Genomic DNA, 13,188 nt, shown 5'->3' with positions numbered 1-13,188 from the left:
GAGTGGCTGGAGCGCCGGTACGCACTGCCCAACGTGAATCCGGCCACGGAAGTTCTGCCGGTCACGGGCTCGCGCGAGGCGCTCTTTTCGTTCGCCCAGGCGGTCGTCGACGGCAGCAAGCCCGGCGCGCGCGTGGTGTGTCCGAACCCGTTCTACCAGATCTACGAAGGCGCCACGTTGCTCGCCGGCGCGACGCCCTATTACGTCGACAGCGATCCCGCGCGTAATTTCGCGCCGGACTACGACGCCGTGCCGGCCGACGTCTGGCGCGACGTCCAACTTGTCTATCTCTGCTCGCCGGGCAATCCGACCGGCGCCGTGCTGAGCCTTGCCGACTGGAAACGCCTGTTCGACCTCTCCGACGAATTCGGCTTCGTGATTGCGTCCGACGAGTGTTATTCCGAGATCTACTTCGACGAAGAACATGCGCCACTGGGCGCCCTGGCGGCAGCGCATCGACTGGGTCGGGGCTTCGACCGTCTGGTCGTGTTCTCGAGCCTGTCGAAGCGCTCGAACGTGCCGGGCATGCGCTCGGGGTTCGTGGCGGGCGACGCCGCTGTCCTCAAGAAATTCCTGCTGTACCGCACGTACCACGGCTGCGCGATGAGTCCGGCCGTGCAAGCGGCGAGCGTTGCAGCGTGGAACGATGAAGCCCACGTGCGCCTGAACCGCAGCAAGTACCTGAAGAAGTTCCAGACCGTCACGCCAATGCTCGCCGACGTGCTCGACGTGCGTCTGCCAGACGCGGGCTTCTACCTGTGGGCTCGGGTCGACACGAAAACCGGCCTGTCCGACACGGAATTCACGCGCCAGTTGCTGGCGCAATACAATGTGGCCGTCCTGCCCGGGTCGTACCTGGGCCGCGCGGCGCACGGCACCAACCCGGGCGAGAACTATGTGCGCATCGCCCTTGTGGCCGATGTGGACGAATGCACCGAAGGCGCCCAGCGCATCGTGCAGTTCTGCCAATCCCTTTAATTCTCACTGCAACCGATTCTCGCCATGTCGCAACAACTGCAAACCACCATCGACCAAGCCTGGGACAACCGTGCCGAGATCTCGGCGAAGTCGGCACCTGCCGAGGTGCGTGAGGCCGTCGCCCACGTCATCGCCGAACTGGACAAGGGCGCCTTGCGCGTGGCCCAGAAGCAAGACGGCCATTGGATCGTGAACCAATGGGTCAAGAAGGCCGTGCTGCTGTCGTTCCGCCTCGAAGACAATGTCGTGATGCCGGCTGGCGGCTTCAGCCAGTTCTACGACAAGGTGCCGAGCAAGTTCGCCAACTACACCGCCGACGACTTCGCACGCGGCGGTTTCCGCGTCGTGCCGCCGGCCGTGGCGCGTCGTGGCTCGTTCATCGGCAAGAACGTGGTGCTGATGCCGTCGTACACGAACATCGGCGCCTACGTTGACGAAGGCACGATGGTCGACACGTGGGCCACCGTCGGTTCGTGCGCCCAGATCGGCAAGAACGTTCACCTCTCGGGCGGCGTCGGTATCGGCGGCGTGCTCGAACCGCTGCAGGCCAACCCGGTCATCATCGAAGACAACTGCTTCGTCGGCGCCCGCTCGGAAGTCGTGGAAGGCGTGATCGTCGAAGAGAACTCGGTGATCTCCATGGGCGTGTATCTGGGGCAGTCGACCAAGATCTACGATCGCGAAACCGGTGAAGTGCATTATGGCCGCGTGCCGGCCGGCTCGGTCGTGGTGCCGGGCAACCTGCCCTCGAAGGACGGAAAGTACAGCCTGTACTGCGCCGTGATCGTGAAGAAGGTCGATGCGCAAACGCGCGCCAAGACGGCCATCAACGACCTGCTGCGCGGCGAGTAAGGCAACGCGGTATCCGAGGCTTCGCCGCCAGTTGGGCGGCGAGGGCTTCGGCGCATCTTTGCAATCGCGACACCAGGAGTTTCGGCGATGACGGCAGTGCTGTATGGCATTCCCAACTGCGACACCGTGAAGAAGGCGCGCACCTGGCTCGACGAGCACGGCGTGGCGTACGACTTTCACGACTTCAAGAAAGCGGGCGTGAACGACGCGCTGCTGGACACCTGGCTCGCCCAGGTTCCGCTTGCCACGCTGCTCAATCGCAAGGGCACGACCTGGCGCAAACTCTCGCCGGAACAACAAGCGGCGGCGGCCGATACGTCGGTGGCCCGCACGCTGATGGTCGAAAATCCATCGCTCATCAAGCGCCCGGTGCTGGTGGCCGACGGCCAGGTTTCCGTGGGCTTCGCGCCCGACAGTTACGCCTCACGATTCTGAATTCATGACTTTCTCCCAAGGCGCCACACTGGCGCTCACCGAGCAACTGATCGCCCGTCACTCGGTGACGCCCGAAGACCGCGATTGCCAGGCCATCCTGGCGCGCCGCCTTGAGGCCATCGGCTTCGCGTGCGAGACCATCGCGTCGAACGGCGTGACCAACCTCTGGGCGATCAAGCGCGGCACGCGCGGCCCCGACGGCCGGCTGCTCGTCTTCGCAGGCCACACCGACGTCGTACCGACCGGCCCGCTGGAGCAATGGCATTCGGATCCGTTTGCCCCCACGCATCGTGACGGCATGCTCTACGGTCGTGGCGCCGCCGATATGAAAACGTCGCTGGCGGCGTTCGTGGTCGCCTCCGAGGAGTTCGTCGCCCAACATCCGGATCACACCGGCTCCGTGGGTTTCCTGCTGACCAGCGACGAGGAAGGCCCCGCCACCGACGGTACCGTGAAGGTCGTTGAAGCGCTCACGGCGCGGGGCGAGCGCCTGGACTACTGCGTGGTCGGTGAGCCGACCTCGAGCCAGCGCCTGGGCGACATGGTCAAGAACGGCCGTCGCGGATCGATGTCGGGCAAGCTGGTCATCAAAGGCGTGCAGGGGCACATTGCCTATCCGCACCTCGCCAAGAACCCAACGCACCTGTTCGCGCCGGCACTCGCCGAGCTGACGCAAACCGTGTGGGACAACGGCAACGAGTATTTCCCGCCCACCACGTGGCAAATCTCGAATATCCACGCAGGCACCGGCGCGACCAACGTCATTCCCGGCGAGTTGACGGTGATGTTCAACTTCCGCTTCTCGACCGCCAGCACGTCCGACGGCCTCCAGCAACGGGTGCATGCGTTGCTCGACCGTCACGGCCTGACCTATACGCTCGACTGGTCGATCAGCGGCCAACCGTTCCTCACGCCGCGCGGCGACCTGTCGGCAGCGCTCGCGAGCGCCATCCGCGAGGAAACGGGGCTCGAGACCGAACTCTCGACCACGGGCGGCACGTCCGACGGGCGTTTTATCGCGCGCATCTGCCCGCAGGTCATCGAATTCGGTCCGTGCAACGCCAGCATCCACAAGATCGACGAACACATCGCGGTGGCCGACATCGAACCGCTCAAGAACATCTATCGGGGCGTGTTGACGCGCCTGGTGGCCTGAGGCGCACGAGGCATTCCACCATGACGACACAGACCCATCCCTTCCAGACATTACGCGACCTATTGCGCTACGCCGTTTCGCGCTTCACCGAGGCCGAGCTGGCCTTCGGGCATGGCACGGCCACGGCGTACGACGAGGCCGCCTATCTGCTGCTGCATACGCTGCACCTCCCGATCGACACACTCGACCCGTTTCTCGACGCCCGTTTGCTGCCCGACGAAATCGAGCGCGTACTGTCGGTCGTCAACCGTCGTGCGGGCGAGCGAGTGCCGGCGTCTTACATCACGAATGAAGCGTGGATGCACGGTCACCGGTTCTACGTGGACGAGCGCGTCATCGTGCCGCGCTCGTTCATCGGCGAATTACTGGAAGACGCTTTGCAGCCGTGGGTCGATCACGCCGACGACGTGGCCGAGGTCCTCGAACTGTGCACCGGCTCCGGCTGCCTGGCGATTCTGGCCGCCGAGACCTTCCCGGCCGCGCAGATCGATGCCGTCGACATTTCACCCGACGCGCTCGCCGTGGCCAGGATCAACGTGGCCGACTACGGCCTCGACGACCGTGTCGCGCTGCATCTGGGCGACCTGTATGCACCGCTGCCCACGGGCAAGCGTTACGAAGTCATCCTCACCAATCCGCCGTATGTGAACGAAGGTTCGATGCAGGTGCTGCCGGCCGAGTATCGCCACGAGCCGCGTCTTGCCCTGGCGGGGGGTAACGACGGGATGGACGTGGTTCGACGCATCATTGCCGGTGCACGCGAGCACCTGACGGAGCATGGCGTCCTGGTCGTGGAAATCGGCAACGAACGTCACTTTGTCGAAGCCGCGTTCCCCGATCTGCCGATGACGTGGCTCGCCACGAGCGCCGGCGACGACATGGTGTTCCTGGTACAGGCCGCCGACCTGCCGTAATCGCCTCGGTGCTCGCCCATTGCAGCGAGTGCTCGCCTAAGGTCGTGCAGCCCGGTTACACTCGGGTTCCCGGGTCCGCGCGACTCACGGCATGGAGGAAGATTGTCCGTCATGGTGCTCAATTGGCTCGACGTCGGCTTTGCCGTCGCCTGTATCCATGCACTGGGGGCGATCGCCGCGATCCATGCCGTGCTGACGGTACGGACGTCGCAGGGCGCCGTGGCGTGGGCGGTATCGCTCGTCACGATGCCCTACCTCACGCTCATCCCCTACCTGTTCCTCGGCCGATCGAAGTTCATCGGCTACGTCGAGGCCCGGCGCGCCCGGAATCAAGCGTTGCAAACCCGCATCGGCGAAACACAATGGAGCGGTGAGCCGCCTGTCGCGATGGAAGCCCATCCCGAGTTTGCGGCGCTCACCGCCATGACGGGCATGTCGTTCGTTGCCGGCAATCGCGTGCGTCTGCTGGTGAACGGCCACGCCACGTTCGATGCCATCTTTGCCGCCATCGACCGCGCGCGCGACTACATCGTCATTCAGTTCTTCATCGTCAAGGACGATGCCCTTGGACGCGCCCTGTCCGCCCGCCTGCTCGCGCGCGCCGCCACGGGCGTGAAGGTATTCTTTCTCTACGACCGGATCGGCAGCCACGACTTGCCCGGCAGTTACTGCGACACGCTGCGCCAAGGCGGTGTCCTCGTGCACGAGTTCGCCGCCGCCAAGCGCGGTATTTTCGTGAATCGCTTCCAGTTGAACTTTCGCAATCACCGCAAGATTGTCGTGATCGACGGCAACGAAGCGTTCATCGGCGGTCACAACGTCGGCGTGGAGTATCTTGGCGAGAAACCGCCGCTGGCCCCCTGGCGCGACACGCACATTGCCGTGCGCGGCCCGGCAGTGGTCGGCATTCAACGCGCGTTCGCCGAAGACTGGCACTGGAGTACGGGCACGGTACCGGAGCTGAATCGTCAACCGGTCGCCTCCGGCGAAGACATGCACTGCCAGGTGGTGCCCAGCGGCCCCGCCGACCGGCTGGAAACGTCGTCGCTCTTCTTTGTCACCGCCATCAACGCTGCGCAACAGCGGGTCTGGCTCACCACTCCCTACTTCGTGCCCGACGAAGCCGTGTTCTCCGCATTGCGCCTGGCGGTGCTGCGCGGCGTGGACGTGCGCATCCTGATCCCCGACCGGGCCGATCACCGCGTGGTGTTCGAAGCCACCACGTCGTACGCCTTCGAAGCCGCCCGCAGCGGCATCAACGTCTATCGGTATCAACACGGCTTCGTTCACCAGAAGGTCGTACTGATCGACGACAGCGCGGCCGCCGTCGGTAGCGCCAACCTCGACAACCGGTCGTTCCGCCTCAATTTCGAGATCATGCTGCTGACCGTCGACCGCGCCTTTGCCGATGACGTCGCGTTCATGCTCACGCACGACTTCGAGCATGCCACCCTGCTGAACAAGGACGAATTTCGGACGATTCCGAAATGGCGCCAGATTGTGATGCGCGTGGCGCGGCTTTTCGCCCCAATTCTGTAGCCAGTCGACGGCGCGCATCGCATTCGCCTGCGCAGACCGGTAAAATAGCGGTTCTGCCGTCCTCTGCGCGTGGGTTTGCCGGCATGGCACGTTCGGTCCTCATTGGATCGACGGCACATGCCCGCCGCGCAGGCCAAGGACGCACTGACCCGCTTACCCCTCGGCCTTTTTCGTGATCCGATTCGAACACCTTTCCCTCGCGCGCGGCACCAAGCCGCTCTTCGAGGACACCTCCGTCACGCTCAACCCGGGCGAGCGCGTCGGCCTCGTCGGCGCCAACGGCGCCGGCAAGTCCACGCTGTTCGCGCTGTTGCGCGGGCAGTTGCACGCGGATGGGGGCGATGTCTTCGTGCCCAGTAGCTGGCGCCTGGCGCATGTGATGCAGGAGACGCCAGCGGTCGAGCGTACTGCGCTCGACTACGTTCTCGACGGCGACACGCGGCTGCGTGAGATCGAAGCGAATATTGCGGCGGCGGAAGTCGCTCACGACGGCCATGCCCAGGCCGACGCCCACGCGGCCTTCGCCGACGCCGACGGGTACACCGCCCCGGCCCGCGGCGAGGCGCTGCTGCTCGGCCTCGGCTTTACGTTGGCGCAAACGCAGTTGCCGGTCGCCAGCTTCTCGGGCGGGTGGCGCATGCGCCTGAATCTGGCGCAGGCGCTCATGTGCCCGTCCGATCTGTTGCTGCTCGACGAGCCGACCAACCACCTGGATCTGGACGCCATCGTCTGGCTCGAAGACTGGCTCAAGCGTTACCCCGGTACGCTCATCGTGATTTCGCACGATCGCGAATTTCTCGACGAGGTCTGCAACGTCACGCTGCACATCGAGAATCAGCAGATCAAGCGTTACGGTGGCAACTACAGTCAGTTCGAAATCCTGCGCGGCCAGCAACTGACGCTGCAGCAAAGCGCCTTCGAGAAGCAGCAAAAGACGATTGCGCACCTGGAGTCGTTCATCACGCGCTTCAAGGCCAAGGCGACGAAGGCACGCCAGGCGCAGAGTCGCGTGAAGGCGCTCGAAAAGATGGAGCGCATCGCCCCCGCGCATATCGCGTCGCCGTTCACGTTTGAGTTCCGCCCGGCTGACAGCGCGCCGAACCCAATGCTCGTGCTCGAAGCCGTCCGTTGCGGCTACCCGCTCGAGGACGGCAGCGAGAAGGTCATCCTGCCGCACGTCACGATGTCGGTGCAGAACGAGCAACGTATCGGCCTGCTCGGCGCCAACGGTCAGGGCAAATCGACGCTGATCAAAACGCTCGCCGGCACGCTGGCGACCCTCACCGGCTCGGTGAAAACCGGCAAGGGCCTGCAGATCGGCTACTTCGCCCAGCATCAGGTCGAAACGCTGCGTCACGACGATTCGCCGTTGCAGCACTTGCAGCGGCTCGCCCCGGATACGCGCGAGCAGGAGCTACGGGATTTTCTGGGCGGGTTCAATTTCCGTGGTGACATGGCCACGTCGTCGATCGCCCCGTTCTCTGGCGGCGAGAAGGCGCGTCTGGCGCTCGCGCTCATCATCTGGCGCAAGCCGAACCTTCTGCTGCTCGACGAACCGACCAATCACCTGGACCTAGAAACGCGCCACGCGCTCACGATGGCCTTGGCGCAGTTCGACGGCACATTGATTCTCGTCTCGCACGATCGGCATTTGCTGCGCGCGACCACCGATCAGTTTCTGCTCGTGGCCGGCGGCGAAGTAAAGCCGTTCGACGGCGATCTCGACGACTATCGCGACTGGCTGCTGCAACACGCGGCCGACCAACGGGCCGCGGCACGTGATGCCAGCAACGGTAGCGGTGAGAGTGCAGAGAGTGGCGACGGCGTCAATCGCAAGGATCAGAAGCGCGCCGAAGCGCAGGAACGCCAGCGGCTGTCTCAACTGCGCAAACCGCTGCAACGCAAGATCGAGAAGCTGGAGCAATCGATGGCGAAACTCGCGGACGAAAAGGCGCGACTCGACGCCATCCTCGCCGACAGCGGCACCTATGAAGACGCGAAAAAAGCCTTGCTGACCGACAGCCTGAAGCAGCAGGTGGACGTCACGGCCAAACTGTCGGACATTGAAGCCGAATGGCTCGACGCACAGGAAGCGCTCGAGCAGATCGTCTGACAGGCGTCAGACCCTGGCTGCCGGGGCGGTGGCATGGCCTTGAGAAGGCCTGCCCCGGAGCGCCCCCAAGCGCCAGCGCGACTACAACCCCGCCACGACGGAAATCGCGTGCTCCAAACGGTCGACGGCATGCACTTCGAGGCCGTCGATGGGTTGCTTCGGCGCATTCGCCTTCGGGATGATCGCAATCGAAAAGCCCAGTTTGGCGGCTTCCTTGAGACGATCCTGACCGCGCGGGCTCGGCCGGATTTCGCCCGCCAGCCCGACCTCGCCGAATGCCACGATGCCGCGCGGCAACGGCTTGTTGCGCAGCGACGAATGAATTGCCAGCAATACGGCCAGATCGGCCGCCGGCTCCGAGATCTTCACGCCGCCGACGGCGTTCAGGAACACGTCCTGATCGAAACAGGCGATGCCCGCATGACGATGCATCACGGCGAGCAACATGGCCAGCCGGTTCTGCTCCAGCCCCACGGCCAAACGCCGCGGATTGGGCACCTGCGCCGTGTCGACCAGCGCCTGCACCTCGACGAGCAGCGGGCGCGTGCCTTCCTGCGTGACGAGCACGCACGAGCCCGGCACGCTTTGCTCATGTTGCGAGAGGAACAAGGCCGACGGATTCGCCACGCCGCGCAGGCCTTTCTCCGTCATCGCAAACACGCCCAACTCGTTGACGGCACCGAAGCGATTTTTGAACGCCCGCACCAACCGGTACGACGAGTGCGTATCGCCCTCGAAATACAGCACCGTGTCGACGATGTGTTCGAGAACGCGCGGCCCGGCGAGACTGCCTTCCTTGGTTACGTGGCCAACCATGATCACCGTTACGCCGCTCTGCTTGGCGCTGCGCGTGAGTTGCGCCGCGCATTCGCGCACCTGCGCGACCGATCCCGGCGCCGAACTGAGCGCTTCTGAGTAGACCGTCTGGATCGAGTCGATCACGACCACGTCGGGCTTCTCCGACTCGATGGCGCCCAGAATCTTCTCGAGCTGGATTTCCGCCAGCAAATCCAATTCCCCGCCGCCCTCGCCCGCGGCGCCGAGGCCCAGGCGCTGCGCACGCAAGGCAATCTGCGCGCCCGATTCTTCGCCGCTCACATACAGCGCACGCCGTTCGCGCGCCAGATGTGCAAGCGACTGAAGCAGCAGCGTCGACTTGCCGATCCCGGGATCTCCCCCGATGAGCACCACGCCGCCGGCAACCAGACCGCCGCCCAGCACGCGGTCGAATTCGCTCACGCCGCTGGAGAAGCGCGGCACATCGGCCGCCTCGATCTGCGCGAGCTTGCGCACAGGCGTACTCTTGGCGAGCGATTGGTATCGATGACCTGTCGGCGCTTCCGCCACCGATTCGACGAGCGAATTCCAGCCGTTGCAGTGGGGACACTGCCCCGCCCACTTGGGCGTCTGCCCGCCGCATTCGGTACAAATATAGACAGTCTTGGCTTTGGCCATGCGTGGCGATCCTGTCCTGATGCTCAGTTCGCGTACACCGGCACGCGGCGCGCCACGGCACACATCAGCTCATAGCCGAGCGTGCCGGCCGACGCTGCGACCTCGTCGATGCAAAGGCCCCGCCCCCACAACGTGACAGGCGCACCCACGCGTGCCTGCGGCACCGGCGTGAGATCGACGGCCAGCATGTCCATCGACACGCGGCCCACGGTGCGCGTGCGCACACCGTCGACCAGTATCGGCGTGCCCGAGGGTGCAACACGCGGATAGCCGTCGGCATAGCCGCAGGCCACTGTGCCCACGCGCATCGGCGTCTCGGCGGTGAATACGCTACCGTAACCGACCGTACCGCCCGCCGGCACGTCCTGAATACCGATCAACTCGGCTTCGAGCGTCATGGTCGGTTGCAGATCAAGCGTGGCCGCCGGGACTTCGAGACCTTTCGGCGAGGAGCCATAGAGCATGATCCCCGGGCGCACCCATGCGCCGTGTGCTTCCGGATGGAACAGCGTGGCGGCCGAGTTGGCCAGGCTGCGCTCGCCCGGCACGTCGCATGCGCCACGCTCGAACGCTTCCATCTGATACGCAATGCCGCGCGGACCGTCGGCATCGGAAAAGTGAGTCATCAGCACGATCTGGCTCACGCCGGGAATCGCGCGAGCACGCTCCCATGCGGCGCGAAATCGCTCGGGGGCAAAGCCGAGACGGTTCATGCCCGAATTCATCTTGAGCTGCACGTTGAGCGGCTTGCTCAGGCGCGTGGTCTCCAGCATGCGCAGTTGTTCGTCGCTGTGCACGGTCGTCGTCAGACCATACTTGTCGACGACGGCCAGATCTTCGGGTTTGAAGAACCCTTCGAGCAGCAGAATCGGACCGGCCCAGCCGAGTTCGCGCAAACGCACGGCCTCGTCGAGATCGAGCAGGCCGAAGCCATCGGCGTCGCGCAATCCGGGATACGCGTTTTCAATGCCATGCCCGTAGGCATTGGCCTTGACCACGGCCCACACCTTGGCGCGGGGCGCACTGCGGCGGGCGACATCGAGATTGTGAGCGAGGGCTGCGGTGTGAATCGAGACTTTGATTGGACGAGGCATAAGCGGACACGGGATCGAAGGAGACGCTCGCCAGGACAGGCTGGCGGCATAACGCATCGGCATATTTTCGTGTTATAAAGCCGTGCGCACAACTTGTTTTGCCAAATTTTTCTCCCGATAACAAGACCGGTCTCAGACCGAGGGCGACCGGGCGCCCGACACGGGGAGCATCAAGGCCGAATATACGGCCGAATAACGACAGTTGATTGGCCGAAGCGCGCCGATACCCCGATGTTTAAGCCCGGTTTCTTCCGTGGGGAACCCCGTTGCGGGCGCTGCGGATACCGACAACCGAGACACGCAAGTTTTACGCAGCACGGGATCGACTCAAGGAACGATGAAGAAAGGCTTTTATACCATCATGGCCGCGCAGTTTTTTTCGTCGCTGGCCGACAATGCATTGCTCATCGCCGCAATCGCGCTCCTGAAAGATCTGCACTCCCCGCAGTGGATGACGCCGCTGCTCAAGCTCTTCTTCGTGCTCTCCTACGTCATTCTCGCCGCCTACGTCGGGGCCTTCGCCGATTCGATGCCCAAGGGCAAGGTCATGTTCATCAGCAACTCGATCAAGGTCGCGGGCTGCCTGATGATGCTGTTCGGCTCGCATCCACTGATCGCGTATGGTGTAGTCGGCTTCGGCGCGGCGGCCTACTCGCCCGCGAAGTACGGCATTCTCACCGAATTGCTGCCTGCGGAGAAACTGGTCGCGGCCAACGGCTGGATCGAGGGGCTGACGGTCAGTTCGATCATTCTCGGCACCGTTCTCGGCGGCACACTCATCAGCCCACATATTTCCGAATGGGTGCTCCAACGCACGCCAGAGGTCATCAATACGCCGGCGATGGCCTCGATGGTGGTCATCATGGTCATCTACGTGATTGCCGCGCTGTTCAATTTGCGCATCCCCGACACGGGCGCGCGTTACGCGCGTCAGCAACGTAATCCAATCCGACTCGTCTCCGATTTTGCCGACTGCTTCACCACGCTGTGGCGCGACAAGCTGGGCCAGATCTCGCTCGCCGTCACGACCCTGTTCTGGGGCGCGGGAGCAACGCTCCAGTTCATCGTGCTGCGCTGGGCCGAAAAAGCGCTGGGCATGACGCTCTCGGAAGGCGCCATCCTGCAGGCGGTGTCCGCGGTGGGCGTGGCCATCGGCGCCATCGCCGCCGCCTCGCGCATCCCGCTCAAGCGTTCACTCTCAGTGCTGCCGGTCGGCATCGCCATGGGCATCGCGGTGATGGCGATGGCCTTCTTCTCGAAGGACCTACTGCCGTGGGGCGCCGATTGGAAAGTGCCGCTGTACCTGATCGTTGCCTACATCTTCCTCATCATCGTCGGTGCGCTCGCGGGTTTCTTCGTGGTGCCGATGAACGCCCTGCTCCAACATCGCGGTCACGTCTTACTCTCGGCGGGCCATTCCATCGCCGTGCAGAACTTCAACGAGAACCTTTCCGTGCTCATCATGCTGTGCCTCTACGCGCTGCTGATCTGGTTCAACGTGCCGGTGGGGGTCGTCATCATTCTGTTCGGCGTGTTTGTCTCGGGTACGATGTGGCTCGTCATGCGGCGTCACCAGGCCAATCAGCGCGAATTCGATTCGGTCGCGCTCATCGGCGAAATCAAGCATTGATATGTCTTCGCGTCAGTCGTCCGTTCCCATCGTTCTCACCATTGCCGGCTCGGATTCCAGCGGTGGCGCCGGCATCCAAGCCGATCTGAAAACGTTTTCCGCGCTCGGCGCCTACGGTGCCAGCGTGATTACCGCCCTCACCGCGCAGAACACGCAGGGGGTCACCGCCATCCACACGCCGCCGGCGAGTTTCGTCACTGCGCAAATGGATGCCGTTTTCCAGGATCTGACGGTCGATGCCGTCAAGCTGGGCATGCTTGGCAATGCCGAGGTCGTGCGCGCCGTTGCCGCCGGATTGCGGCAGTACAAGCCGCGCTTCGTCGTGCTCGATACCGTGATGATCTCTAAGAGCGGCCACGCGTTGCTGCAACCCGACGCCGTCGCCGCATTGCGCGATGAACTGCTGCCGCTGGCGGATCTGATCACCCCCAACCTGCCGGAAGCCGCGGCGCTGCTCGGCGTCGAGCCCGCGACCGATGAACGCGAGATGGAACAGCAAGCGCAAGCGCTGCGCGCGCTGGGCGCTCGCCATGTGCTGGTCAAGGGGGGCCATCTGGCCAGCGATCTCAGCCCGGACTGGCTCGTGAGCGCGACCGGGGTCGAGCGCTTCACCGCCCCGCGCATCGCCGTGCACAACACCCACGGTACCGGCTGCACGCTCTCCGCCGCGCTGGCCGCGTTGCGACCCCGTCGCCACGACTGGTCGGACACCGTGCGCGACGCCAAGGCGTATCTCAACGGCGCACTTTCCGCCAGCGACACATTGCACATCGGCCACGGTGTCGGCCCCGTGCATCACTTCCACGCCGTCTGGCCCAAGGCGTGACGCAGTGAGGCGCTGAACGCTCGCAATACGCGCAATACGCCGACTCAGATCGACGGCGCGCCGTCGTCGGCACTCTGCGCCAGCGCGCGACGCGCGGCCGCGTCGGCCCGTTCGCTCAATTCCTCGATGCGATGCCGGGCGCGCGGCGCCCAGAAATCAGGCACGATAAATCCGCGCTCTTCCTCGAACCAATCCC

Annotated in this window: 11 protein-coding genes; 9 read left to right on the top strand and 2 right to left on the bottom strand. The window is 64.3% G+C overall.

The features are described from left to right. From dapC to A985_RS0114390, 7 genes are all read left to right on the top strand, one after another. On the top strand, positions 1–978 hold a 978-nt coding region (dapC, locus tag A985_RS25570), incomplete at its 5' end, for a succinyldiaminopimelate transaminase (RefSeq protein ID WP_232424622.1). A 24-nt stretch (positions 979–1,002) separates the two neighbouring features. Continuing rightward, the gene (dapD, locus tag A985_RS0114415) at positions 1,003–1,830 is read left to right on the top strand and encodes a 2,3,4,5-tetrahydropyridine-2,6-dicarboxylate N-succinyltransferase (protein ID WP_017234110.1); all 828 of its coding nucleotides are present in this window, start codon (positions 1,003–1,005) and stop codon (positions 1,828–1,830) included. 87 nt (positions 1,831–1,917) lie between these two features. Next, positions 1,918–2,265 carry an ArsC family reductase gene (locus tag A985_RS0114410; RefSeq protein WP_017234109.1) on the top strand — a complete coding sequence of 116 codons (348 nt, stop codon included), beginning with the start codon at positions 1,918–1,920 and terminating at the stop codon, positions 2,263–2,265. A gap of 4 nt (positions 2,266–2,269) precedes the next feature. After that, the gene (gene dapE, locus A985_RS0114405; protein ID WP_017234108.1) at positions 2,270–3,421 is read left to right on the top strand and encodes a succinyl-diaminopimelate desuccinylase; all 1,152 of its coding nucleotides are present in this window, start codon (positions 2,270–2,272) and stop codon (positions 3,419–3,421) included. 20 nt (positions 3,422–3,441) lie between these two features. Further along, complete coding sequence (prmB, locus tag A985_RS0114400; protein ID WP_017234107.1) at positions 3,442–4,335, top strand: 50S ribosomal protein L3 N(5)-glutamine methyltransferase; 894 nt, start codon at positions 3,442–3,444, stop codon at positions 4,333–4,335. A gap of 111 nt (positions 4,336–4,446) precedes the next feature. After that, positions 4,447–5,874 carry a cardiolipin synthase gene (gene cls / locus A985_RS0114395; protein WP_017234106.1) on the top strand — a complete coding sequence of 476 codons (1,428 nt, stop codon included), beginning with the start codon at positions 4,447–4,449 and terminating at the stop codon, positions 5,872–5,874. A 172-nt stretch (positions 5,875–6,046) separates the two neighbouring features. Next, a complete protein-coding gene (locus tag A985_RS0114390) occupies positions 6,047–7,987 on the top strand; it encodes an ATP-binding cassette domain-containing protein (RefSeq protein ID WP_017234105.1) in 1,941 nt (646 codons plus the stop codon). 81 nt (positions 7,988–8,068) lie between these two features. Here A985_RS0114390 and radA read toward each other — a convergent pair whose 3' ends face one another. Together radA and alr are read right to left on the bottom strand one after the other, a co-directional pair. Continuing rightward, on the bottom strand, positions 8,069–9,442 hold the full coding sequence (gene radA, locus A985_RS0114385; RefSeq protein WP_017234104.1) for a DNA repair protein RadA: 1,374 nt from the start codon (positions 9,440–9,442) through the stop codon (positions 8,069–8,071). A gap of 23 nt (positions 9,443–9,465) precedes the next feature. Then, positions 9,466–10,536 carry an alanine racemase gene (gene alr / locus A985_RS0114380; protein WP_017234103.1) on the bottom strand — a complete coding sequence of 357 codons (1,071 nt, stop codon included), beginning with the start codon at positions 10,534–10,536 and terminating at the stop codon, positions 9,466–9,468. A 337-nt stretch (positions 10,537–10,873) separates the two neighbouring features. Here alr and lplT point away from each other — a divergent pair, with 337 nt between their 5' ends. Beyond that, positions 10,874–12,166 carry a lysophospholipid transporter LplT gene (lplT, locus tag A985_RS0114375; RefSeq protein ID WP_017234102.1) on the top strand — a complete coding sequence of 431 codons (1,293 nt, stop codon included), beginning with the start codon at positions 10,874–10,876 and terminating at the stop codon, positions 12,164–12,166. A 1-nt stretch (position 12,167) separates the two neighbouring features. Continuing rightward, a complete protein-coding gene (thiD, locus tag A985_RS0114370) occupies positions 12,168–12,992 on the top strand; it encodes a bifunctional hydroxymethylpyrimidine kinase/phosphomethylpyrimidine kinase (protein ID WP_017234101.1) in 825 nt (274 codons plus the stop codon). The last annotated feature ends 196 nt before the right edge of the window (positions 12,993–13,188 follow it).

Origin of the sequence: Pandoraea sp. B-6 (assembly GCF_000282835.1) — a bacterium.
GTDB classification, from domain to species: domain Bacteria; phylum Pseudomonadota; class Gammaproteobacteria; order Burkholderiales; family Burkholderiaceae; genus Pandoraea; species Pandoraea cepalis.
The sequence above is the reverse complement of the archived record's forward strand: the minus strand, read 5'-3'. Positions and strand labels throughout refer to the sequence as shown.